Origin of the sequence: Butyrivibrio sp. AC2005 (genome assembly GCF_000424145.1) — a bacterium.
Lineage (GTDB): Bacteria > Bacillota > Clostridia > Lachnospirales > Lachnospiraceae > Butyrivibrio.
Window position 1 is genome coordinate 1 of record NZ_AUJI01000022.1, and the last position, 24,681, is coordinate 24,681.

26 protein-coding genes and 1 pseudogene are annotated in these 24,681 nt (G+C 39.2%); 25 read left to right on the plus strand and 2 right to left on the minus strand.

Annotated elements, in window-relative coordinates:
• The 10 genes and pseudogenes from G602_RS30885 to G602_RS0107020 form a co-directional block, all read left to right on the plus strand.
• Positions 1–182: hypothetical protein (locus G602_RS30885; protein ID WP_044931391.1), on the plus strand; the 182-nt coding region annotated here is incomplete at its 5' end.
• A gap of 710 nt (positions 183–892) precedes the next feature.
• On the plus strand, positions 893–1,087 hold the full coding sequence (locus tag G602_RS25620) for a hypothetical protein (RefSeq protein ID WP_044931394.1): 195 nt from the start codon (positions 893–895) through the stop codon (positions 1,085–1,087).
• Positions 1,088–1,172: 85 nt separating this feature from the next.
• Positions 1,173–1,535, plus strand: coding sequence for a helix-turn-helix domain-containing protein (locus tag G602_RS0106990; protein ID WP_026658351.1), 363 nt, complete (start codon positions 1,173–1,175; stop codon positions 1,533–1,535).
• A gap of 144 nt (positions 1,536–1,679) precedes the next feature.
• Positions 1,680–2,525, plus strand: a complete 846-nt coding sequence (locus tag G602_RS25625; protein ID WP_330369069.1) for an ORF6N domain-containing protein — start codon at positions 1,680–1,682, stop codon at positions 2,523–2,525.
• A 20-nt stretch (positions 2,526–2,545) separates the two neighbouring features.
• Positions 2,546–3,403 (plus strand): annotated as a pseudogene (locus tag G602_RS25630) (recombinase family protein); the annotation flags it as partial.
• Positions 3,404–3,673: 270 nt separating this feature from the next.
• The gene (locus tag G602_RS31705) at positions 3,674–4,720 is read left to right on the plus strand and encodes a tyrosine-protein phosphatase (protein WP_049945101.1); all 1,047 of its coding nucleotides are present in this window, start codon (positions 3,674–3,676) and stop codon (positions 4,718–4,720) included.
• Positions 4,659–4,988, plus strand: a complete 330-nt coding sequence (locus tag G602_RS31710; protein ID WP_081675877.1) for a tyrosine-protein phosphatase — start codon at positions 4,659–4,661, stop codon at positions 4,986–4,988. The genes G602_RS31705 and G602_RS31710 overlap by 62 nt, the downstream gene beginning before the upstream one ends.
• An 8-nt stretch (positions 4,989–4,996) precedes the next feature.
• Positions 4,997–5,671 (plus strand): HAD family hydrolase, encoded by a 675-nt coding sequence (locus G602_RS25640; protein ID WP_044931397.1) that lies wholly within the window; start codon positions 4,997–4,999, stop codon positions 5,669–5,671.
• A 27-nt stretch (positions 5,672–5,698) separates the two neighbouring features.
• A complete protein-coding gene (locus G602_RS0107015) occupies positions 5,699–6,409 on the plus strand; it encodes an MBL fold metallo-hydrolase (RefSeq protein WP_026658353.1) in 711 nt (236 codons plus the stop codon).
• A complete protein-coding gene (locus tag G602_RS0107020) occupies positions 6,366–7,013 on the plus strand; it encodes an aminoglycoside phosphotransferase family protein (RefSeq protein ID WP_026658354.1) in 648 nt (215 codons plus the stop codon). Before G602_RS0107015 ends, G602_RS0107020 begins: the two co-directional genes overlap by 44 nt.
• Positions 7,014–7,072: 59 nt before the next feature.
• On the opposite strand, the gene G602_RS0107025 is transcribed toward G602_RS0107020, so the two are convergent.
• The gene (locus tag G602_RS0107025; RefSeq protein WP_026658355.1) at positions 7,073–7,828 is read right to left on the minus strand and encodes a DUF4886 domain-containing protein; all 756 of its coding nucleotides are present in this window, start codon (positions 7,826–7,828) and stop codon (positions 7,073–7,075) included.
• Positions 7,829–7,866: 38 nt separating this feature from the next.
• Positions 7,867–9,690 carry a family 43 glycosylhydrolase gene (locus G602_RS0107030; protein WP_044931400.1) on the minus strand — a complete coding sequence of 608 codons (1,824 nt, stop codon included), beginning with the start codon at positions 9,688–9,690 and terminating at the stop codon, positions 7,867–7,869.
• Between the two features lie 310 nt (positions 9,691–10,000).
• Here G602_RS0107030 and G602_RS0107035 point away from each other — a divergent pair, with 310 nt between their 5' ends.
• From G602_RS0107035 to G602_RS0107100, 15 genes are all read left to right on the plus strand, one after another.
• Complete coding sequence (locus tag G602_RS0107035; protein WP_026511619.1) at positions 10,001–10,927, plus strand: ABC transporter permease; 927 nt, start codon at positions 10,001–10,003, stop codon at positions 10,925–10,927.
• 38 nt (positions 10,928–10,965) lie between these two features.
• The gene (locus G602_RS0107040; protein ID WP_044931403.1) at positions 10,966–11,871 is read left to right on the plus strand and encodes a carbohydrate ABC transporter permease; all 906 of its coding nucleotides are present in this window, start codon (positions 10,966–10,968) and stop codon (positions 11,869–11,871) included.
• A 47-nt stretch (positions 11,872–11,918) separates the two neighbouring features.
• Positions 11,919–13,499 (plus strand): ABC transporter substrate-binding protein, encoded by a 1,581-nt coding sequence (locus G602_RS0107045; RefSeq protein ID WP_026658358.1) that lies wholly within the window; start codon positions 11,919–11,921, stop codon positions 13,497–13,499.
• 69 nt (positions 13,500–13,568) lie between these two features.
• Complete coding sequence (locus tag G602_RS0107050; RefSeq protein ID WP_044931405.1) at positions 13,569–14,594, plus strand: LacI family DNA-binding transcriptional regulator; 1,026 nt, start codon at positions 13,569–13,571, stop codon at positions 14,592–14,594.
• A gap of 150 nt (positions 14,595–14,744) precedes the next feature.
• A complete protein-coding gene (locus G602_RS0107055; protein ID WP_026658361.1) occupies positions 14,745–15,227 on the plus strand; it encodes a cyclic nucleotide-binding domain-containing protein in 483 nt (160 codons plus the stop codon).
• Positions 15,228–15,551: 324 nt separating this feature from the next.
• Positions 15,552–16,340: a hypothetical protein gene (locus G602_RS0107060; protein ID WP_026658362.1), complete on the plus strand. Its 789-nt coding sequence runs from the start codon at positions 15,552–15,554 to the stop codon at positions 16,338–16,340.
• A 12-nt stretch (positions 16,341–16,352) separates the two neighbouring features.
• Positions 16,353–16,460: a TetR/AcrR family transcriptional regulator gene (locus G602_RS32190; RefSeq protein WP_196808613.1), complete on the plus strand. Its 108-nt coding sequence runs from the start codon at positions 16,353–16,355 to the stop codon at positions 16,458–16,460.
• A gap of 2 nt (positions 16,461–16,462) precedes the next feature.
• The gene (locus G602_RS30205; protein ID WP_155829718.1) at positions 16,463–16,621 is read left to right on the plus strand and encodes a DUF3795 domain-containing protein; all 159 of its coding nucleotides are present in this window, start codon (positions 16,463–16,465) and stop codon (positions 16,619–16,621) included.
• A 13-nt stretch (positions 16,622–16,634) separates the two neighbouring features.
• Positions 16,635–17,168 (plus strand): GNAT family N-acetyltransferase, encoded by a 534-nt coding sequence (locus tag G602_RS0107070; protein WP_026658363.1) that lies wholly within the window; start codon positions 16,635–16,637, stop codon positions 17,166–17,168.
• A gap of 54 nt (positions 17,169–17,222) precedes the next feature.
• Positions 17,223–17,993: an AAC(3) family N-acetyltransferase gene (locus tag G602_RS0107075; RefSeq protein WP_026658364.1), complete on the plus strand. Its 771-nt coding sequence runs from the start codon at positions 17,223–17,225 to the stop codon at positions 17,991–17,993.
• A gap of 218 nt (positions 17,994–18,211) precedes the next feature.
• A complete protein-coding gene (locus G602_RS28710; RefSeq protein WP_049945104.1) occupies positions 18,212–18,817 on the plus strand; it encodes a transglycosylase SLT domain-containing protein in 606 nt (201 codons plus the stop codon).
• Between the two features lie 130 nt (positions 18,818–18,947).
• Entirely contained in the window at positions 18,948–19,739 is a 792-nt protein-coding gene (locus tag G602_RS0107085; RefSeq protein WP_026658365.1) for a DUF1295 domain-containing protein, read from the plus strand.
• Positions 19,740–19,915: 176 nt separating this feature from the next.
• Positions 19,916–21,418: an alanine/glycine:cation symporter family protein gene (locus G602_RS0107090; RefSeq protein ID WP_026658366.1), complete on the plus strand. Its 1,503-nt coding sequence runs from the start codon at positions 19,916–19,918 to the stop codon at positions 21,416–21,418.
• A gap of 145 nt (positions 21,419–21,563) precedes the next feature.
• Positions 21,564–23,003 (plus strand): MBOAT family O-acyltransferase, encoded by a 1,440-nt coding sequence (locus G602_RS0107095; protein ID WP_026658367.1) that lies wholly within the window; start codon positions 21,564–21,566, stop codon positions 23,001–23,003.
• Positions 23,003–24,475, plus strand: a complete 1,473-nt coding sequence (locus tag G602_RS0107100; RefSeq protein ID WP_026658369.1) for a hypothetical protein — start codon at positions 23,003–23,005, stop codon at positions 24,473–24,475. Before G602_RS0107095 ends, G602_RS0107100 begins: the two co-directional genes overlap by 1 nt.
• Positions 24,476–24,681: the final 206 nt, after the last annotated feature.

Genomic DNA, 24,681 nt, shown 5'->3' on the forward strand with positions numbered 1-24,681 from the left:
ATCAAAAAGGCATTGACTGCAGCATAGATCAGTGCCTTGAGTCTATGAATGCGATCAACAGGGTCACCACCTTCTATGGTGATATAGCAAAGCCCAAGAAGATAGAGGCGTTCATCGAAGGTGATGAACTGGCATCACGGATCGAAGAGGTCTACGGACTTCAGCAAAAATACTATAGTTAGGTATACGGCTTGACTTGCCTGAAACGCAGATGATTACTGCGTTTCGAGGCATTAGCCTTTTATAACTTGTAAACTTACGCTAGAGGTCATCAATCTGCAGCTGGCACGAAGCAAAGCGGCTAAACGAAAAGTTTTGCACTGGTTGTTTATAACATTGTGTGCACTAATTGTGATAATCGCCGCAGTTCTGATTTCACAAAACAGTCCCTATTTGAGCTGGGATTTCAATGATCCGGAAACTGCAGTAGTAGGAACATTCTTTCATGCGTTTGAGTGGTTCTTTTTCAGATTAGCACCTGTTGCTTTAATCGGAACTATTGTTGGGATAGTGTTAACAAGACAAAGGAAGTAAGCAGACCAAGGCTCCTCGCTACTGATTAGGTTCAGTGGCAAGGAGCCTTTTTATGCTTTGATTTCGATTGTGATCCCGGACTTGAATTGCACGGTGAAGTGGTTGGCGAAGACAGTGATCTTCTCGATGAGAAAGTTCTGGAGACGGTAAAAGAGTATTTTGATAAATTGCTTGAAATCATGTGACTACGGAGAAATGGTTTTCGAGCCTGCCTGCAGGCGTAGATTGCCAATGAAACTCGGCAATCAGGGGGATTGGGGCATGTTCCCCAACAAGCAAAATCGCATCAGGTGTACACCGATGCACTGCTTGCCAATTTGTGAAAGGCCAAAAATCTCATTTAAGGAAGGGGATAGCTGTGAAGAATAAAGTGATAGTAAAAGACAAAGATGAATGGAGTTCTCTTGCAAACTTTATCGGAAATATAATAGCAAAATACGCTGATGAAATTGATTTTGATTCATTACCGGATCCTGATGTCTATCTTCAAAAAAGATATATATATGAATCTTATAAGGCGTATATGAAGTTCCGTAATAAGAAAACGAAGTAGAACATTGAAGGATATCATGAGGTGTGGTAAAACAAATTCATTAATATGAATGTTATATAAGTGAATGGCAAGCGAGGTATCACTCATGATTATCAGCGAAAGAATTATAAAGGTTTTGAAAGAACGCAATATGACTCAGGCGGAGTTTGCAAAGCAGGTAGGTATTTCGACCAGTACCATAAGTGAATGGAAAAAGAGAAAGACCAATCCTACTGTAGAAAAGATAATGGACATCTGTAATGTTTTACAAATTACCCCGGAGCAACTTCTTACCGGTAAAGGAATTGAGGATGAAGAAGAAATTGCTGCAGCAAGTCCAGAAAGTAAATTCACTCCAGGCGATGTTCAGATGATTGAAGATTATCATAATCTTAAGGAAGAACAGCAAAAGAGGCTTATGGCATATATGGAGGCTTTGAAAAAGATAGAGAGTTTGGAAGAACTGTAAAGGTTTAAAGTCATAAATTGTGACTATAGATATGAACTACAATAGGAAGAATACGAGAGGTTTTTATGGATGAAATAGTTACTATTACAGATACGGTCGGTTTGCCGAATCAGATGATTGATCTTTCGAAGATAATATAACACTATTCGAGGAAAGCAGGTAATGCTTGATAGTGATTTGGCAATATTATATGGCTACGAGGTAAAGAGACTTAACGAACAGGTAAAAAATAATATAAATCGATTTCCTGAAGATTTTATGTTCCAAATGACTAAAGAAGAAGTGAAAGATTTGCGGTCGAAATTTTCGACCGCAAATATAAATCCAAAAAGCAGATCGCTTCCACATGTTTTTACAGAGCAAGGAATATATATGTTGGCGACTGTATTAAATGGTGAAATAGCAGAGAAACAAAGCATATTTATCATGCGGGCATTTCGGGAAATGCGACATTTTATTATGAATAATGAGAGAATGTTCGAAAGGATAAATAGCATTGAATTAAAACAGTTGGAATATCAAAAAGAGTCAGAAGAAAAGTTTAATAAAATATTCGATTACATAGCAGATCATAAAGAAGACAATCAAAAGATTTTCTTTGATGGTCAAATATATGATGCCTTCAGTCTACTCACAGATATTGTAGGGCAAGCTAAAAGAGAAATTGTTTTGATTGATGGGTACATTGATGTAATTACATTAAATATCCTTGCTAAGAAAAATGCGGGCGTTGATGTATTTGCATATACGTTACCCAGTGCAAGAATATCTTCGCAGGATATTAATAATTTCAATGCACAGTATCCTACATTAACAATTAAGAAGACTATAGCTTTTCATGATCGGTTTTTGATTATAGATGGCGTGGAAGGCTATCATATCGGAGCTTCTTTGAAGGATGCAGGAAAGAAGTGTTTTGGGGTGAATAAGATAGAGGGTACGGATGTTGTTAAGGATATTATGAAGAAAGCACAACAGACAGGTACGTAACATAGAAGGGATTGATTAAATTGGGTAAGGATAAAACAAAAGTATATTTATATACCCGTGTTTCTACATCTATGCAGATAGATGGCTATTCTTTGGATGCACAGAAATCCAGAATGAAAGCTTTCTGCGAATTTAATGATTATGAAATCGCCGGAGAATATGAAGATGCAGGCAAGTCCGGTAAGTCCATTGAAGGGCGTGTCGCCTTCAACAACATGATGGAAGATATCAAATCTGGAAAAGATGATGTCTCTTTTGTTCTTGTATTTAAGCTTTCCAGATTTGGCAGAAATGCGGCTGATGTTCTAAATTCACTTCAGATTATGCAGGACTTTGGCGTGAATTTGATCTGTGTAGAGGATGGAATTGATTCATCAAAAGAAGCAGGAAGGCTTATGATTTCTGTACTGTCAGCAGTTGCTGAGATTGAGCGTGAAAACATACGTGTACAGACTATGGAAGGTCGTATGCAAAAGGCTAGAGAAGGTAAGTGGAATGGTGGCTTTGCTCCTTATGGATATGCCTTGGTTGATGGAAAGCTTGAAATAAATGAAGAGGAAGCTGTAGCTATCAGAACAATCTTTGATCAGTACGTTAATACAGATATGGGATTAAACGGAATCGCAAAATATTTGGAAAATCATGGAATACACAAAATAGCTAGACAAAATGGAAAGAATCCACTTTTTGATGCTTCACTTATCCGACGTATTATTCAGAATCCTGTATATTGCGGCAAAATTGCCTATGGCAGGAGAAGAACAGAAAAGGTTCATGGAACAAGAAATGATTATCGTCAGGTTTATAAGGATGATTATCTGCTTGTAGATGGGCTTCATGAGGCTTTAGTATCAGAAGAAGTATGGGAACAGGCACAAATCGAGACGGTATGTTTGTTGTCCAAACTCAAGGATGCTAAGCAACATGTAGAGATTGAAGTATCTCCGGAGAAGTGAAGTAGTAATAACGACAAAATTTATAATGTGGGAAAAAGGAGGCATTTCAAGATTTTTGAGGTGCCTCTTTTTTCATTGTAATAATAGGCTTAAATGTGACTATTATGTAGGTTTTGGGCGCCTTCCGTGTTATGATTATTTGTATATTTCAGAAGAAAAAAGTTTTGAATAATTGGGAATAAAGGGGAAACAATGGCATCAAGCATTATACATCTGGCTGTTACTAACGAGCTTATTAAGCACCATGCCTTCAAGGATGAGAATAGACTTAAGTTTGGGGCAATTCTTCCTGATGCGGGCAAAGGCAAAGCAGGTCATGTAAACAAGTTTATTTGGGGACGCAATAAAAAGTCTTATGATTTTGAATTCTTTAGAAATAAGTTCGGAGAGCTGATGAGGCAGGATGACTTATATCTTGGGTATTACCTTCATCTAGTTCAGGATATCTGTTACAGGCATTTTGTTTATGATAAGTATCATTGGAATCCAATGATTCCAGGTAATGTCGAGAAACTCCACAAAGATTATTCCATTATAAATTTCTATGTTGTTGAAAAGTATAATTTGAAGAACGACATTACCGTTCCGGTAAATTTTGATAGTGAGCCCATAAATGATCTTTGCTCATTCGATGTGAAATGGCTTATGGATTCTATGTATGGCTATTTCAAAGAAGTGGATGGAGAGATTTTCTTTTTTACGAAAGAAATGGCTGATGAATACATTTCCGAGGCAGTTGAGCTCTGCATAAGAGAATTGGATGCATTTATGAACGGTGGGAAGATGATAGAGAGCTACGACAATGCCTGGGATAATAGAACCTATTCTCTGTTAGAGACAACGCTAAACACCAGAGATCTTGGCGGATACAGAATAGATGGAACAGAAAACTATACCAGGTATGGAAGATTTATAAGAAGTGATGTCGCTAATTATCCTTCTGAAAAAGATATAGAGTTTTTGAAAAACAATGGCATTACAACCATAATCGATACCAGATCTTTGGATGAAAAAGAGAAAAAGCCCCATGGCCTTGCAGGGGTAGAAGGCTTTGAGTATTACGATATTCCTATTCCTGAAGGCAGTGGTATCCCAGGGAGCGTAGAAGCGGTTCCGGAGAGTTATTACAAAATCGCACATTCTGAAAACATAAGTAAAGTATTTGAAACTATCGCAAATGCCGAGGGTGGAGTTATGTTCAATTGCTCAGCAGAAAAAAGACAGAACTGGCGTCAATAGTGCACTTATTTTGTGGCTTTGCGGTGTCAGAAAGAGTGATATTATATATAACTATATGAGAACCAAGGAAAACAATAAAGAGCGCTTTGAACTGATACATAAAAACTTCCCTGATCTTGATATGAATATCGTAATTTCTAATGAAAATAATATGATTTCTTTTATGGAAATGATAGAAGAGAGCCACGGGACTATAGAGGGCTATTTTTCTGCAATAGGCATTGGCAGTGATGAACAGGAAAAGATAAAAGAGAAGCTTACAAAATGAGGAAAATTATGACTAAAGCAGTGATATTCGACATGTTTGAGACTCTTGTTTCTATGTTTTCCGGTGATACATATTTTAGTGAGGACATGGCTCACGATATGAATCTTCAAATCGATGAGTATAAAAAGGCGTGGCACATCACAGAGCATGACAGGAGTTGTGGTAATTGTACAATCGAGGAAGGCATAAAAAGAACTCTTGAGATGCTTGACTGTTACAGTGAAGATGCGGTTACGTTGATAGCAGGTAAGCGCAGAAAGACCCTCGAGGGGATTTTTGAGCGAACTCCCAAGGAAACAATAGCTCTTTTACAGACGCTTAAAGACAAGGGGCTAAAAATAGGACTTATTAGCAACTGTTATTCTGATGAAGCAAAGGCTATCAGAGAAAGTGCTATTTTCCCATATTTGGATGTGGCAATGCTCTCCTATGAGCAGAGAATCACCAAACCGGATCCTGAGATTTATAAAAGAGCTATGGATGAACTTGGAGTTACAGCAGGTGAATGTCTGTATGTCGGTGATGGTGGTTCGAAAGAGCTATTTGCAGCAAGAGATCTTGGCATGAAAGCATTGCAGGCACAGTATTTTGCTGATCTTGCCTTTGAACCACATATTCCTTGCTATAAACTTGATGAATTCAATCATGCATATGCGCTTAATGATATTTTGAAATATGTTTAATACATGTTCAAAAGAAAGGAGTTTCCTATGGCAGACATAATTAAAATCGATGAAAAGACATACAGAATAGAAGACGGGATGGTCAGATTTTTCATTTTGATTGGGGAGAAAAAAGCGCTTCTTATAGACTCGGGCATGAATACTCCGGATGCAAAAGAAATAGCTAAATCCCTTACAGAACTTCCTTTGGAGCTTTTAAATACTCACGCTGATAGAGATCATATATCAGGAAACAGCTCTTTTGACAAATTTTACATGAATCTTGATGAACGAGAAAATCTGAGCATGAAAGGCGCAGAGCTTGTGGACCGAATAGTGCCGGTAAAAGAAGGGGACACCATTGATCTTGGAAATCGTCTGCTTGAAATAATTGATAATCCAGGACATACTCCAGGCAGCATAGCAATACTGGATGTAAATGACAGAGTCCTGATAGGCGGAGATGCAATTCAGGATGGAAATATTTACATGTTTGGCAATCAGAGAAATATAAATGATTATGTTAAGAGTCTTAAACATATTTTGGAATTTAAAGACCGCTTCGACATAGTGTATCCATCTCACGGAAGCTTCCCTGCAAGCCCAGACCTTATTGAACAGCTTATTAATGGAGCACAGTCGATAATTGATGGAACTGCTAACGGCGAAGATATGGAACTTTTTGGCAATCCGATCAAGCTATATAAGTTCCCTTATGCCGGATTCTATGGAGAGAGGTTACAAAGTCATCATACCTAAGGACTGCAATTCAACCAGTGATAAGCTATATATTAAAGGTGTTTCCAATGAAGTACCTGAAGCAACAATAAAGAGTAATGTAACAGCGCATCTTTTTCTAGGAAATGGAAAAGGGCTGGCCCCGAAGATATTTTCAATGAAGTCCGGTGATTATTATAGCTTTGATCAGGAGCATTGGTTCTATCTGATGGAATATATTCAGGGAAGGCAGATGGAGGAGACAGCCGAGGACGAGTACAAAATAGGGCAGGCAACGCGAATACTGCATAATCTGAATGGCTATAGCTCAAAATCCCCCTTGAATCAGGCGAAAGAGCGTTTTTATCACTGGTTCAGGGAGTGCGATTTTGTAAAAGAGTTTGATACTATCCTTGATGAAATTCCTGACTTTGAAAAGTTGGACCAGTGCTTTGTTCACACAGATATCGGTCCGCATAATACCATGCTCAGAGAGGCGGGACAGGTTGTGTTCATAGACCTTGATGATGCAGGTATTGGCAGCAGATATCTTGATCTTGGCTGGCCATTCATTATGCAGTTTGTGGATTATGATCATGACACAGAAGAGATGAATTACCGATTCACTTTGGCGGAGAGCTTCTGATATTCTGTAAAAGTATAGTGAAAATGCTCCCTAATCCAAACGGGTTAAGGAGCATTTTTTTAAATCGATACTACTTCCTGCTTAACTATGGAAAGAAGAGCTTCATCCAGTTCTTCATCGGTGTCACAGCAATTTGGAAGATAAGTACAGTTCTCAATAGGGGCATTCAATAATGTTTTCGCCCAGGTGCATGCAAGGGCATAGCGTCCATACAGGTAATGCATATGGAATCCGTCGCGGCATATGGATTTTCCACCCCTGGCTACATCGAATTCAGGATGCTTTCTGATATTCTGAATGACATCTCCGCAGGGGATAAGCGGAATATTATATTTATCTGCTATCGTATGATAATTTGCTCTGGAACGTCTGTACATCTCAAGCTGATCGCGATTGTAACGGATAAAACAACCGTGATCGCTATCAATTTCATAAGCCCAGGTCTGCTGCATACATATCTGAGCGCCAGGGACCTCTTTCTTTATATAGTCAAACATAAGTCCTGCGAAAGGCTCATATGTATCGAGCCAGCCACTGTCGTGGCTTGATTGCTGAGTTACAATATAATCCCATGGTTTACTATGAAGAATATCCTGTATGCTTACATATCTGTCTGTAACTACGCCGTTTTCCTGATACTGATATGCATGTTCATTTTTCTCTATATTCTCCCAATGACGCTCAAGGGGGCATCCTCCTATATACAGATTTACTACATGAACAGGGATGTCCATGCTCTTGCAAACATCATAAAGATACGCTGTTGCATCACGGGAAAAACTGTTGCCAATTGCCAGAATGTAAGTAGTTTTCATATTGTCTCTCCATCAAATTAAAGTATTATTGTCATTATTCAGATAAGCTTAATGGCAGAACCTTCTGTAATACCATTTTCATTAAAAGAATCGACTCTTACATAATAAGATTTATTCTTAATAAGCGCACCTATTTTCTGTTCATTGCCATAGGTGATACAGCTATGATACAGCTTATCCGGTGATGTTCCCCAGAGTATTGTATGCCCTGTTGCATCATCTTCATTAATTGTAACAATCATGTCAAGGTCACTTATTCTCTTTACGTTAAAGGATGAGGCTGCAGGAGCTTGTCCATTACCTATTCCAAAGACTCTTAAGCCTGAAATACATGGATTCTGGTCGTAGGGAACTTCAACTATGGTGAGCTTTATAAATCTGATATTCAGCCCTTCATTAAAAACTATAAAATCATGGGGGAGATCAGTTTCTGCGTCTGACTTGTCTTTCAAAATTACCCATGAAGTACCGTCAGTTGATCCTTCCAGAATCCATCTGGTTCTCAAGCTGCGTTCTTCTATATATCTTCCACTTTTATCAAAATCTCCCGGAACAGGGGCTGATAGTTTGTCATCTGCGAAATTAATCTGAACCGCATGTACAGTATGGGAACCCTGAAGGTCTATACAGATCCATTCGCCCTGTTTAGAGGATGATGCCTGCCACCATGTGCGAGAGTTTTCATCAACTGCATTTGAAGGGGGATTATTTCCTTTAGTGGAAGATGCAGTTACATTTTTGTTATAGCTTAGCAGATACCAGCATGGGGGAGCCCAGGGATCAGGATTTTCTGAAGATACCTCTCTTGGCCAGTCTGCATACCTTTGATTACAGAATAATTCTCCGTCCTTATCAAATCCGGCAGGCCATAGTCCAACCCTTCGTTCAAATGTGTGGGTTATGCTTATTCTCATGGTGGATGTATGCCAGAAATTACCATACGAATCTTCCAGAGTAGAACCGTGGCCTGCTCCTGTCATAAATCCACCCGGATTATAGGAAAAAGGATTATTGTCTGCAGGCTCAAATGGACCAAGGGGACTGTCTGACACATAAACTCCGTCTGCATAAACATTGAATTCAGCGCCGGGACATGCATACTGTAGATAGTATTTTCCATTATGCTTTGTCATCCAGGCACCCTCTATATATGGACGATTACTAAACATATTTGTGACAGAGAGAAGCCTTTTTCTGGTTTCGTCAGTGTCAGGTATATCATTTTCTTTAATGTATTTAAGGTATAGCTTTTCGATTTCTTCATCAGTTCTTGGCATAATACTGTGATCATCACCGATGCGTTCATATCCTTTAACTAAGGCATCTCCAAATATCAAAGCCTTTCTTTCATGAAGAGGTAGAAGAGTATCCGGATCAAGCTCTGCACCCCATATGGGATCTGTATTGGTGCATCCCCAGTAAAAATAAATTCGCCCGTCATCATCGACGAAAAGGTTTGGATCCCAGAAAGCAAAAGTTCCATCTATTTTCTCATAGGGGCCTTCTTCTATATTCTTTGTGCGGTAATAATCACAGTTATCGCCAAAACGTGATGCACAATAATAAACGTATTCGCCAATAACGCGCACATCCGGGGCATAGTCATAAAGGGGAAGATTGTCGGGAAGACGATGACTTTCCCAGGTAACAAGGTCATCTGAAGACCATACACATAATTGCATGGATGCAAACAGATAATATCTGCCATTAAACATAATAAGTGAAGGATCAGCGGCTTCTCTGTTTAAGGTAACTCCCAAACCATCAGAAGTCTTATTGAACTGATAGCGGTAATCCACGTTAATGGGATTGCAATAGTATTTTGGAGATAATGAAGTTGAATTTTCTTTCTTGGTATTCATAAAGTATTCCTTTCCTGAATGTACTGATTATTTGAGTAAGAGTATAGACTCAATACAAGTAAAAGAGGAAACGTTTCCTCTTTTTGAACAATGATAATGCAGTATAAGATTGTTGTCAATTAGGTTTGGTTTGTGAAAAATCAACAGAAATCATAATGAAAAATTAGCAATATATCTGATGTTGACAAAGCCAGATGCGGTGTTATAATTTGACACATCCAATAATTCATTCGGAGCAAACCGGAGGAGTTAGCGGAATTTTTTATGACAATAAAGGGAAACGTTTCCATTTATTAAAGGAGGATAATCAATGAATAGTAAATTCAAAAAAGCTGCAAAGGAGATCAGGAAAAACTGGGTTCTTTTTTTGATGATCGCACCAGCACTTCTGTATTTTTTCATCTTCTGTTATCTGACGATGCCGGGGGCCTATGTAGCTTTTGTAAACTACAATCCAAATAAAGGAATATTCGGGAGTCCTTTTGTTGGATTGAAGAATTTTTCATTTCTTGTGAGAAATGGAGATTTGTTCAGGCTTACAAAAAATACGCTTCTGTATAATTTGGTCTTTTTAGTTTTGGGGCATGCAATACAGGTAGTTTTGGCAATTATGATCTCAGAGATTGGGAATAAGCTTTATAAAAAATTCTCTCAATCGGTAATACTTCTTCCTAATTTCATTTCATACATCATAGTCGGTGTTTTTGCTTACAGCTTTTTTAATACTGATTACGGATTCATAAACAATATGCTTTCTAAAGCCGGAATGGAAGAAATAGCGTTCTATTCAACGCCATGGATTTGGAAATATATCATTACTTTTTTCTATATATGGAAAACAACCGGATATGGAATGATCGTATATCTTGCGACAATAACCGGGATAAGTACAGAGATATATGAGGCTGCTTATGTAGATGGAGCCAATAAGATACAGAGGATAATACATATCACACTGCCTCTGCTGAAACAGACATTTATACTGCTTGTTTTATTTGGACTTGGAGGACTTTTAAGAGGTTCATTTGATCTGTTTTACAACCTTATCGGGAATAATTCTCTTTTATTTCCGCAGACAGATATTATTGATACTTATGTGTACAGAGGACTTTTGGGATCGTTTAATTTCTCTTCAAGTGCTGCCGTCGGGCTTTATCAGTCAGTATTTGGACTTGTGCTGGTACTTATAGTTAATGCGATTGTAAAAAAGGTCCAGCCTGAGAGCGCTTTGTTTTGAGAAAATAATTGGCAATTAATTCATGGGAAGGTTTTAGTATGAACGGAAAAAGAAATTCTTCAATAAAGATGGGCAGGAGTAATACCGCTCTATCGGTTGTGTGCTATGTGATTACAGGTATGTTTACGGTGATGTGTATATTTCCTTTTATTTTAGTTGTTACTTCGTCACTTATGACTGAGAAAGAGATACTTTCTGAAGGGTACAAACTGGTTCCTGACAGATGGACTTTTGCAGCCTATGAGTATCTACTTACCAAATCCTCTGATCTTATAAACGCATATGGTACGACCATTTTTATTACGCTTGTAGGTACACTTTCAGGGCTTTTGATTATGTCAATGGCAGGATATGTACTCAATAGAAAAGATTTTGCAATAAGGGAGAAGCTTTCATTTTTTATATATTTTACCACGTTGTTTAGCGGAGGACTGATACCGACATATATTTTATATGTACGATATCTTGGACTTAAAGATAATCTGCTCGCAATAATTCTTCCATGTATGGTAAGTGCATGGTCAATTTTCCTAATGAGAAATTTCATGAAATCCATACCAGATGAACTGTATGAATCAGCAATGATAGATGGTGCGGGTAATTTCACTATATACAGGAAAATATTTATGCCACTGGCGGGCCCAAGTCTGGCAACTATAGGCCTGTTTCTGGCTCTTGGATATTGGAATGAATGGTATAATGCAAGTCTTTATATCGAGACCTCTTCTAAATATCCTCTGCAGTATTTTCTTCAGAGAATGCTGAATCAGGCAGCTTCAGTAGATAAACTTTCAAATTCAGGACATGCAATTGACGTTGTTGCACCGACACAATCGGTAAAAATGGCAGCTGCCGTACTTACTACAGGACCAATAATCCTTCTATATCCCTTTTTACAGAGATACTTTGTAAGTGGAATCACAATAGGCTCAGTAAAGGGATAAGGGTTTTGGAATATAAAAATATAACATGTATTTTAAGGAGGTTATTTATGAAAGGGAGAAGATTTATTAGCAGTTTATTGGCAGGGTCAGTAATGGCAACCACCTTTTTATCAGGGTGTGGGCAGAATTCTGATGCGTTGGATCAGGCTGCAAAAGCGTCTGCAGCAGTTACTAAGGACAATTCAGATGAAGATCATGGTGATGTGGATCTTTCTGAGCATGTAACACTTACAATGTATCTGTACGGGTCTGAGTCTGTGGCAGGTCCGCAGGTCATGGAAAAACTAAATGAGAAACTGACTGAGGATATGAATACTTCTCTGGAGATCAAGTATATTGACTGGGGAGATATAGCCACAAAATATCCCTTGCTATGGGCATCAGGCGAATATTTTGATATGGCATATGCGTCACAGGAGGCACCGGTTACTTTTAATACTCTGGCTACGCAAGGTTCACTATATGATTTGACAGATTTATTGGACAAATATGCACCTGTATTAAAGGAAAAAGAGGAAAGCGCAGGAAATATGGATGGAATCACAATAAATGGTTCCGTATATGGCATTTCAAGCCTTTCTCAAGGGTTCAATACTTATGGTTTTGTTTACAATAAAGCTTATTGTGATGAATGGGGAATAGATTACGTTACAGATCTTGCAAGCATGGAAGCATATTGTGATGCTTCAGTTGCTCATGGCATGTATCCGCTTAATTCAAATGCAGAACTTAGCGTTTTACTTTATCGTATGCTTGTTGCTGAGACAGGAAAATGGGTTGATGCTCCCGGAATACCGATCAATCAGATGTATCTTGTAGCTGATTATGATGATTACGAGAATATTATTCATCCTGCATTTACAGAAGAATTCGAAAAATATGTGAAGCTGATGGATGAATGGGAAAAGAGAGGATACTGGCCTTCAGATATTCTTTCATCCACCACAGGCGGAAAAGATCAGTATAAGAATGGACAGACAACGGCGTACATAGCTCACATGCCTGACTGGACCGGCAGCTATGGCAGTGTGCACGGTGACCTTGAGAACCAGGATATTGACGCCTGGCATCCGGCAGAAGATAATAATAAGGTAATGGTAACCAATCCGTCACAGGATCTTACCGTAATCAATGCGAACTCTAAGTATCCGGAGAGATGCATGATGCTCATTGAAAAGCTAATGACAGATGAGTCTTATTATGATCTTTTCCAGTATGGTATAGAGGGTGTGCAGTTTGAAAACAAAGAGGGTTACCTGGAGAGACCTGAAGCTTATAACGATGAAACAGATGGATTTGGCCTGGCAGCATGGGCTTTTGGTAATTCCGATTTCACTCTTAAGCAGCATTCAGAGCATCCGGCAAGGTATGAACTCAAAGGAAAATGGATGCAGAATCATATTAAAAATCCTTATGATGGTTTTGGGTATGATTCAGGGAATGTAAGTGCTGAGCTATCTGCAGTTGCGAATGTCAATGCTGAATTAGGGAATCAGCTGATGCTTGGAAAGACTGATGATGTTGATTCTGCACTTGAACAATATAGAAGTCAGCTTAAATCTGCAGGAATAGATGATATAATTGAAGATGTAAAGACACAACTTTCAACATATATTGCTTCAAAATAAGAAATGAATCCTATGTAACTTAGCTTTAAACAGCTGGTAAATAGAAAGAAAACAAAGGAAATAATTATTGTGACTGTTGGCATTAAAGAAATAGCAAAGTTATCAGGTGTGGGTATAGGTACAGTATCCCGTGTTATTAATAACACGGGGTACGTAAGTGATAAGACTCGGAAGAAGGTCCTTGATGTAATTGAGGAATATGGCTATGTTCCAAACGAAAGTGCAAGAAATCTTAAACTTACTAAATCTGATAACATTGGGGTATTTGTAAAAAGTATTGCCAATCCCTTTTTTTCAAAAATGATCGATGAACTGTATAGTGCAATGGAATCTAGAGGATATAAGCTTTTTGTCCGTTATGTTCCGGTTGGTGAAAATGAACTTGAGGTAATGATAAGCGAGTCCGTAAGAAACAACCTTTGCGGTGCTATACTTTTCGGGGTAGAGGAGAAGACCAGATATAAAGACAATAAGTTTGCTCAATTAGGTGCGCCTTGTGTTGTATTGACAGCGGATTTGCCGGAAGTAAACGATACAATTTATTCCAGCGTGAAAATAAATGATGAGAAGGAAGCCTATAAAGGGACGAAATACCTTATCGAAATGGGACATACAAGGATTGGTGTTTTCTATAATCCAGTTAAAGACACTCCGGATTATTTTAGATTTAAAGGCTATAGGAAGGCATTGGAAGAAAGTGGGATTCCTTATGATGAGAATCTTGTCGGAAGGATAAGCGTTAATTCGGGTGTAGGATACCGAGGTGCATTTCTTGCAATGAAACAGCTTATGCAGGCAAATCCTGACATGACTGCACTATTTGCATTTTCTGATATTTATGCAGTAGGAGCAGCCAAAGCAGTTGAAATGCTTGGAAAGAAAATACCTGATAATATATCCATAATAGGTTTTGATGGGATAGAAGCTACGGAATATTATTCTCCGGCAATTGATACGATATATCAGCCGGTAAAAGAAATGGCAGAGACAACCATTTCGCTTTTACATAGTATGATCAATGGTGAACAAGGGCAGCATATTGAATATGAAGCTGCAATTATCAAACGCGACTCAGTTAGAAGAATTACAAAATAATATGACTTTTTGTGGGCAAAAGCGGAAATCGCCCGCAAAAATCCTGCCTTCGGCAGGACACGCCCCTCGCTTCGCGAGGACCTGGTCCAATACGATTCCCGTTTTTCTGAGGAAAAACAGGAATCTATGACTTTAGCAGAGGAGGTTTCTATGCTTATAAAAGTCTCGGAAGGCACGATAATTATCAGAGAAGGTGAAAACAATATGGATATGTATAAAATAGTATCCGGTCATGTCGAACTGTATTCAAAATATGGGACGAAGGATGAATCACTTCTGGGTATAAAGTCAAAAGATGATTATTTTGGAGAAATGGGTCTTTTTACAGGGGGAAAACCTGCGGTCTATACTGTTGTTGCTTACTCGGATTTGCTGCTTATGAGAATTACAAGTGCAGATGTCGATGAATTTATCGTCAATAATCATGTGGATGTATTCAAAATATTACAAAATATGGCTTCTACAATGTATAGCCTTCAGTATGGGATGAACATGATCATGAAGGATATGGAAGCTAAAAATTACGCTAATAATGCTCATTTAAAGGAATTTAGCGGATTTTACAGCAAAGTATTCACAAAATATAATGTCGGTCCCGATAAAATGAAGGATTCGGGTTCAAAGCGCAAATAGATTATTTCCTGATTAAGAAAAGCTCCACCTGGCATAAAAGATTGCCGGATGGAGCTTGTTTTATTCTGCTAGAGGGATGAGAGAATTGGTAAAGTCATAAGGGTATTGAATCTACAGAATACTATCTTTGTCTCACTAAACAATACTTTATAAGCGTGTTTACTTCCTTCTGAAAATTTCTTTATAATCAGTATAATATAAAGACACAAACGAAAAAAAGGCAATAATTGCATTGTTGTTCTTACAGATATCTAGTAACTTATAGTATGTGATAATTATTTGAGGGGACAAATAACAAACTATTTTCTAGGAGGAAAACACGGTATGGAAAAAAAGTTACAAAATCATTTAGCAAGCGTAGTATTCTCGCTTCTAGCCTTTGCAATGCTATTATGTTTTTCAAAAAGCATGGTTTATGCCAAGGATCATCTATCAAAGGGCGATATCTTTTACTACGACGATTTGAAGTATAAAGTTGTGGAAGAATCTTCCACATTATTTGTTTCATCAGGAAAAGAGTTCAAATACGGTAAAGCTCAAGTTGTCGGCCTAAATCCCGATCGTTCTCAGCCATTTCAGGTATCCATTAAATCATATGTAAGATGTGCTGAAACCGGAGAAGAATTTTTTATTGTATCGGTAGCAAAAAATGCTTTCAAAAATAACGCATTATCTCGACTTTGCATTGAGTATAGTTTCGATCCTAATACAGGAGTGAAAGACTATTATTTTCCTTCCCTTAATATCATGAGCGGAAGTTTTAAAAACTGCAGTGATCTTGAAGAAATTGAGATACATGGAGCGCAAGCTGTAAATCTTACTATTGAAAAAAATGCATTTAAAGGATGCAAAAACCTCAAATATATTGGCTGTAGCAGTAATAATGAAATAAACCCTCCATATCTTAAAAGTGTCAAAGATACCATAAAAATTAAAAAAGGAGCCTTTTCAGGGATAAAAAAAATTAATGTTTGCTACGGCGTTCTTTATTCCGCTATGCGAAATCATGAAGGAAGTGATAAAGAACACAAAGCACTTGCTAAAATGATCAAGAAAAGCGGAGTAAAAACTGTTAAATATTGGTATGCCTATAAAATGAGAAAAGTAAAATAAGAAGCTCACTGGATAAATGGATACGATGGAACAAGTGTGGAGCAGATTGCAACTGTTGTCGGTATTAAGGCTCCGTCCCTTTATAAACACTATAAGGGTAGGCGACGTGGGAGGACTTGATTATGAATGATTTCATTGCATATTGCGGACTAGACTGCGAGGCTTGCGAAGCTCGTCTGGCAACAATCAATAACGATAATGAACTGCGCATAAAGGTGGCCAAGGAATGGTCACAGCTTAATGGAGTTGATATTACACCGGAAATAAAGAGAAAAACATAAAGGACATTGAGGTATGGAAATAAGAGTTGAGAGACTAACTGAAGATAACTTTAATTCCCATTCACTGGATAACTTTATCAGGCATCAGGTTGTCACGGAGTGCCTAAGAAATGTGGATGGAGATTGGCTTCTTCTGCCTATTTCATTTGTGGAAGAATGGAGTCTTGATAAGTGCAGAGAAGAAGCGTCGGCAATAGCAAATCACCTATATGGGGACATGATAGATTATGGGGCATTTGAAGAGACGGATTTGATAGGATATATCACGGTTGGTACAAAAAGGTTAGGAACAAAAGGACAGTATGTCCAGCTTGTTACATTTCAGGTATCAGAACCATTCAGGGGTATGGGAGTTGGCAGAAAGCTTTTTGAGAAAGCAGCCGGGGTTGCAAGGGAATATGATGCAAAAAAGCTTTACATTTCCGCTCATTCATCAAAAGAATCTCAGGCTGCATATAAGGCATTGGGATGCGTGCATGCCGAGGAGATAATACCCTGGATTGCAGATGAAGAGCCATTTGATGTACAGATGGAATATGTGTTATAAAACTGATTTTACTAAAACTGGAGGAGAGAAAACCGGAAAGGAGCTTTGCTGATTATGGTCACAAAGGAAATGCTAAAAAATGCGCTGATTGACCTTGGGGTTGAGAAGGGCATGGTATTAGAGGTTCACTCATCACTTAGCAGTTTTGGAGAACTTGAAGGCGGAGCTGAAACAGTGATAAATACGCTAAAAGAGATTGTCACGGAGGAAGGAAGTATTTTCATGCCGGCGCTTAGGCTAAGCCGAGAACTGCCGCTTACCGAAGAAGATAAAAAGCTTGGGATCACAGTAAAGATAAAAGTATTACCGCCTGACTCAGATAGAACAGCAATGGGACTTGTTGCAGATACATTCCGCAAACTCCCGGATACTTATACCGGACAGGATGTGATAAGCACCTCGGGCTGGGGCAGGCACGGGAAAGAGGTCTTGACAGGCGGCCTTGATTATCCGATCAGGAATGGCGGCAAGGCACTTATGCTCGGCGTTGATATTTATAAGCTTACAGCAATGCATTATGTGGAAGGGATAACTCCGGATGATATAAACAAGATATTTGAACCGACGGACGAGATTAACCGAAAGTATCCTCCGGATAAGTGGTTTATGGAAGCAGGGCATCCGCCTGTAAAGGCTTGGTATAAAATCCAGGAGATGGCTTATGAAAAAGGACTCATTAGAGAAACGGCTATCGGAGACTGCAAGGTGATGTTTTTTGATATATGGTCAGTGTTATCGCTGTATGAAAATGAGTTAAAGCGTAATCCATACGGGTTATGGGGATTGAACCAGGGCTTACGTGATTTCCGATATGGAATTCTATGAGAGGCTTGGCTTCAGGAAGAAATATCTTTATTCATTTTTCTGGAAATAACCGTGTGTGGAGAAGAAATAATTAAAATAAATATTTAAAATGTTACATAAATGTTACAAAAGGTTGACAAACGGTTACGCTATATAATAAAATACATACTCAGATGCGGAAAACATTATAGCTACAATCAGAATATAACTGATTGTTACTGTGTTAAGGAGTATGTATTTTGTTAAAGAAATTTGTATTTATGGCAACTGTTGTATTTGGACTTATGTTTACTAATGTTGTAACAGTACAGGCTGAGGAAGTAACGGAAGCATCAGAAGTAGCAGAATCTTCAGAAGTAACAGAATCTTCAGAAGTTACGGAAGTTCCGGAGGCCACGGAACCTGCAGAAGCCACGGAAGCTCAGGAGGCTCCGGAAGCAGCACAGGCTTGTCCCATTGCTCTTTCTCCGGAAGTAAATGCATATTGTGAGCAGGCCGCTGCAGAGTTTGGAATAGACAGCAATATTCTTAAGGCGCTGGTGTATACAGAGAGTAAAGGAAATGTTGGTGCAAGGAACGGATGTTACATCGGACTTACACAGCTTAACCCGAGTAATTTTAGTGCTGCAATAGCTACCCTTGGTGCAGACCCTAATGATGCATATCAGAATGTTAGAATCTGTGCATATATGCTTTCTGGATGGATGGCAAAATATGGAAATCAGTATATTGCACTTGATTGCTGGCATCAGGGAGAAGGCAGTGCAGCAGCTGCAAACAGAGTAGATGGAACCAATTACAGCAGAACAATCTGTGAAAATGCGCAGTTATATGCAGCAGCCTGATTAAGAGAAAATAATAAGAATTGAATAGAAACTCATGAACGGGCGTCTCGAAAGAGGCGCCTGTTTTATTGTATGAAATTGTTAAAGATAGTAAAATAAAGGAAATTACTGATACTTGGGAGGAAGAGAAATGAATCTCTGGATTGTAATAGCCGTTAGCCTGATAGCTGCATGCGTGGGATTTCGCAATTATATATGGTTTTTCTCTGTGGGATACGGACTTGCCATTTCAGCTATTGGCACAGCGCTTGTTATAGGCTTTCGGGGAACCTTAACCTTGCCGGAACTGCTGGTATGCCTGTTACTTATTATATATGGCCTTCGTCTTAGCGGATATCTTCTTATCCGTGAGATTAAGAGCATTGCCTATAAAAAAATCCTCAGTCCGGAAATCGAGCGGAGCAAGAGGATGCCTCTCATCGCAAAGATTACACTCTGGATAGTATGCGGACTTCTCTATTTCCTGATGACATGCCCTATCTACTATCGACTTAATAATGGAGCTGCAGCTGACACGATGCTTTGGATAGGCTTTGCGGTTATGGTATGCGGTGTCATTATGGAAACAGTTGCTGATATACAGAAGACTTCTGCAAAAAAGAAGAACACAAACCGTTTTGTAGATACCGGTTTGTATAAAATTGTGCGTTGCCCAAATTATCTTGGGGAGCTTCTGATATGGACAGGTATGCTTCTTACAGGCACAACTGCCCTTAGTGGAATTTTGCAGTGGGTGCTTGCTGCTGCCGGATATTTACTGATAGTCTGGGTTATGTTCAGTGGTGCCAGAAGACTTGAGATAAGACAGGATAAAAACTATGGTGATGATCCTGAATATCAAAAGTATATTCGCACTGTGCCTATCATTATTCCCTTTGTGCCTCTCTACAGTGTTAAGAAGTACAAATTCCTAGTAGCCTGAATAATATACTTAGAATTTGACCTTTGCTTTTTTGCTTTATAAATGTATTGCGTTAAAGTGTAAAATTTGATAATATAATCAAAGAACAAAGATGTTCCATAAAAAGTGGAGCATCTTTATTTTTTAATCTTTTTATGTGAAATAGAGATTTAACTATTCACGACTTAGGAGGAGATATGGCAAACTTTTTAACAACTGTTGAAACCGTAAATAATGCTGTTAATGGCTTTGTGTGGGGCCTCCCAATGTTAATTCTGCTTGTAGGCTGCGGAATTCTCATGACCTTCCTCACCAAATTTTTCCAGGTATCCCATTTTAAGCATTGGATTAGAAATACTGTTGGGGGTATTTTTAAGGATGATCACGTAACAGCTCACACTGACAAGGAAGATACACAGATTTCCCAGTTTCAGAGCCTTTGTACAGCGCTCGCTGCAACAATTGGAACAGGTAATATCGCAGGTGTGGCAGCTGCCATTGCGGCAGGCGGTCCCGGAGCAATCTTCTGGATGTGGGTGGTTGCATTCTTTGGAATGATGACCAACTTCTCTGAAAATGTCCTTGGTATTTATTATAGAAGACGAAATGAGCGGAATGAGTGGTGCGGTGGTGCGATGTACTACCTGAGCGACGGACTTGGTGAAAAGAAGGGCTGCAAGCAGATTGGCAGTGTTCTGGCTGTACTCTTTAGCGTTTTCTGTGTACTTGCTTCTTTTGGTATCGGTAACATGGGACAGATTAATTCCATAGCGGTTAACATGAATTCAGCTTTCGGAGTTCCGCATCTTATCACAGGTCTTGTGCTTATGGTTCTTGCAGGTCTCGTAATCGTCGGCGGCCTTAAGAGAATCGCAGCCGTAACAGAGAGACTGGTTCCATTCATGGCAGTTATCTATGTGGTTGGAGCTCTGATTGTCTGTCTTGTAAATATTGGGCAGTTTGGTGCAGTATTTACATCCATCATTAAAGGTGCTTTCGGATTCAGAGCTGTTGGCGGCGGAATCGTAGGAAGCGGAATCGCAATGGCAGTTCAGTGGGGTATGAAAAGAGGAGTATTCTCCAACGAAGCAGGTCTTGGTTCTTCAGTTATGGTTCACTCAAGCTCTAATGTAAGAGAGCCTGTAATCCAGGGAATGTGGGGAATCTTCGAGGTATTTGCTGATACCATGATCGTCTGCACAATTACAGCTTTCTCGATTTTATCAAGCGGACTTGTAGATCTTAATACCGGTAAGGTACTTTCAGAGCAGGTTTCCACTGCACTTGTTGCAGAGGCTTTTTCAACAGTATTCGGCAAATTCGGAGCAGCTTTTATCGCAGTAGCAATTTTATTCTTTGCTTTTTCAACAGTACTTGGCTGGAGCCAGTATGGAAGCAAGGGCTTTGAATATCTTTTTGGCAGAAAAAACATGAAGTTCTATCAGGTAATTTTTGTACTGTTCGTAGTTGTAGGCGCAACAATGGATCTCACACTTGCGTGGGATCTCTCAGATACCTTCAACGGTATGATGGCTATTCCCAACCTGATTGGTGTTATCACCCTTAGCGGAACGGTTATGAAGATCACTAAGAACTATGTGGATAGAAAAATCCGTGGCAAGGATATTAAACCGATGCTCTCAGCTATAGATGACATTCAGGATCTTCACGAGAAGGAAATCCGCGAGAAAATCTCATAATAATCCGGCAAAAGTCAGACAATATGAAAACCATCTTTGTGATATACTCATGAGGATGGTTTTTGCTTTTGGAAAAAATCCATTAATAATAATCATCATGAGGGGCTATGAATAGTTTTATTTTTGGGGTAGTGAGGGGACTTCGATGATTTACATCTCTCTGAAATATTATCAATTGGTGCTCATTGCACTTTTGCTCTATTACATCTTTCCTGTTAAGTTCAGATGGATAGTTCTTTTGGCAGGCAATGTTGCCTTTTATGCCGCATTCTATAAGACGGGCTGGTGGATTTTCCTTGGCACGATTATCTTTAGCTACAGTATTACACTCATAATGGATAAATTGAGGGGAGGAGCGAGGAAGGCTGCGTTTATTGCAGGAATCCTTGGAGTTACTGTTCCCTGGCTTTTGATTAAGAATTCCAATTTTGTTATAGAAGAGATACTTGGAGGCAAGCCTGTCGACTGGCTTGTGCCTCTTGGAATATCCTTTTACACATTACAGCTGATTGGCTATATGGCTGATGTTTTTATGGAGAGAATTATGCCGGAAAAAAACATAGCAAAGTTTGCTCTTTTCGCCGGCTATTTTCCGCAGCTTATTCAGGGACCTATTCCGAGATATGGTCAGCTTCAGCATCAGCTCACTGACGGAAACAGATTTGATGAGGAAAAAATAGTAAAGGGTTTTCAGCTTATTATCTGGGGCTTTTTCCTTAAGCTGGTTATTGCGGATAAGGCTGCGATAATTGTAAATACTGTATTTGATAACTATCCGGCATATTCCGGTGCGTACATCTGGCTTGCTTCATTTTTATATAGTATTCAGCTGTACGCTGATTTCCTGGCATGCACAACCCTTGCGAGAGGTGTCAGCGGACTCTTTGGCATTGAGCTTGCGTCGAACTTTGAGCGTCCGTATTATGCGCTTTCCATCAAGGATTTCTGGAGAAGATGGCATATATCTCTCAGCACCTGGCTTAGGGATTACATCTATATTCCGCTTGGCGGAAACAGAAAGGGAAAGCTTAGAAAATATATCAATCTGCTTATCACCTTTTTTATAAGCGGATTGTGGCATGGCGCAGGTTTTAAGTTCCTTGTTTGGGGATTGATTCACGCAGTTTACCAGATAATCGGAGAACTCACTTTTAATCTTAGAGAAAAAATATACGATATCTGCGGAATAGAACCTGACTCCAGAAAGAAGAGATGGATCAAGCAGGCAGGAACATTTTTACTTGTTAATTTCGCATGGATTATTTTCAGGGCAGAAACTCTGCGAAAAGGATTCATGCTTATTACTGACATGGTGACCGAGTTTAATCCCTGGGTGCTCATGAACAACAGGCTTTTTACGCTTGGACTTGAGTGGAAGGAAATGGTGGTCCTTGGAGCTGCGATTTACTTCCTTCACAAGGTTGGCAAGTACCAGGAGGAAGGTAATTCTGCCGGAGACCGTGTTTTTAAGCAGCCCCTGCTTTTCAGATGGGGAGTTTATCTGGCTGCAATTGTTGGGATAATTCTGTTTGGCACATACGGCTTTGGCTTTGATGCGCAGGATTTTATTTATGGAGGGTTCTGATGAAAAAGCACTGTATATTTGCTGTCAGGGTCATAATATTTTCATTTATAGCCTGTATTGTTATTTCTCTCGTTAATTATGTTATAACCCCGAAAAAATATTTTGAGGATCTGTGGCCGACGACCTCTACCTATAAAGGCTTTTACAAGATAGACAGGGATACAATAGATGTTCTGTTTCTGGGAAGTTCTCATGCGGCAGCAGCTTTTAATCCGCAGGTAGTATATGATAAGTACGGAATTACAAGCTATAACCTTGCCTGTGAGCAGCAGAATCTCGTGGTTTCATACTATTGGCTCAAGGAGGCACTGCGATATCAGAAACCCAGCGCGGTTGTTCTGGATACATATATGCTTTATACCTTTGATCCTTCCGAACCATTGAACACCTCGGAATCTTTTACAAGAATGGCTCTGGATGCCATGAGATGGTCTGATGTAAAATGGGAAGCTATTCATGATATATGCAGACTGGATGAAAAACAGACTGTAAACAGCTACATCTTCCAAAATGTCAGATTCCACAACCGCTGGATGGAGCTTAATGAAAATGACTTTGAATTTGTAAGTCTTGAGAGGCATTATGAGCTGAAGGGATTTTCAGCCTTGAGTCAGAGAGGCACGTCCGACCCGGATTTTGAACCTATACTTGTAACTAATCTTGAAGCGTATGCTGAAACAGAACCGCTGATGATGCAGTATCTGGATAAGATAGTTACACTTTGCAACGATAATGATATCGACTTTATTCTCACCAAAACTCCTTCAGAGAGCTGGGATGAGTACAGGCATAATGCGGTTCAGCAGTATGCTAATGAAAATAATATCGAGTTCTGTGACTTTAATGAGTATATTGCTTATGAAGGTTCTGGATTTAAGTGGACCAAGGATATGAATGATAACTGGCACACCAATATCTGGGGAGCCAAGAGAGTTTCGAAATATATTGCAGAGCTTCTGCAGGAGGATTACGCAGTTGCTGGTGCTCACTATGATGCTCAGTGGGCAGATACGGAGGAATATTATCAGAATATCCTTGCGGACTGCAAAATCAGTAACATCAAGGATATAGATGAATATCTGGAAGAAATAGATCAGCCTCGATATACAGTTCTTTTGGCTGCGAAATCGGATATGACCTTCTGCGTAACGGATGCAGTTAAAAGGGCCTTTAAAAAGGCAGGCTTTGATCTTGCAGCGAAAGAGTATGATGGTTATTACGGTGTTAAGTCTGATGAGAATGTGAGTCAGGATTCCGACAGAGATACACTTCATTTTGTCGGCAGCGCCAGAAATAAACTGGTTGATTATTCAATTACTTCAAAGGGGTATTACGCCGGAGATGATTGCTCAATCAAGATAGATGATATCGAATATGCAAAGCAGGGCAACGGAATAAACATAGTTGTATATTGTAACGACACAAGAAGAGTCATCGACTCCGCAGTCTTTGATGGCTCCTTGAACCGATAGAAGAAACGCCATGGACATGTATTCCATTGCGTTAAAAAATTAATATACTTCTTGTGGATAGAATAAGGAAAATTATAAATCTATAAATTATCGGGTAATATCATAATAAGTAGTGCATTGAAAAAACAGCCCCGGTAACATGTGAAGGATTTCAATCGATTATGCGTAAGCAACGAGATTGAAATCCTTCACATGTTACCGGGGCG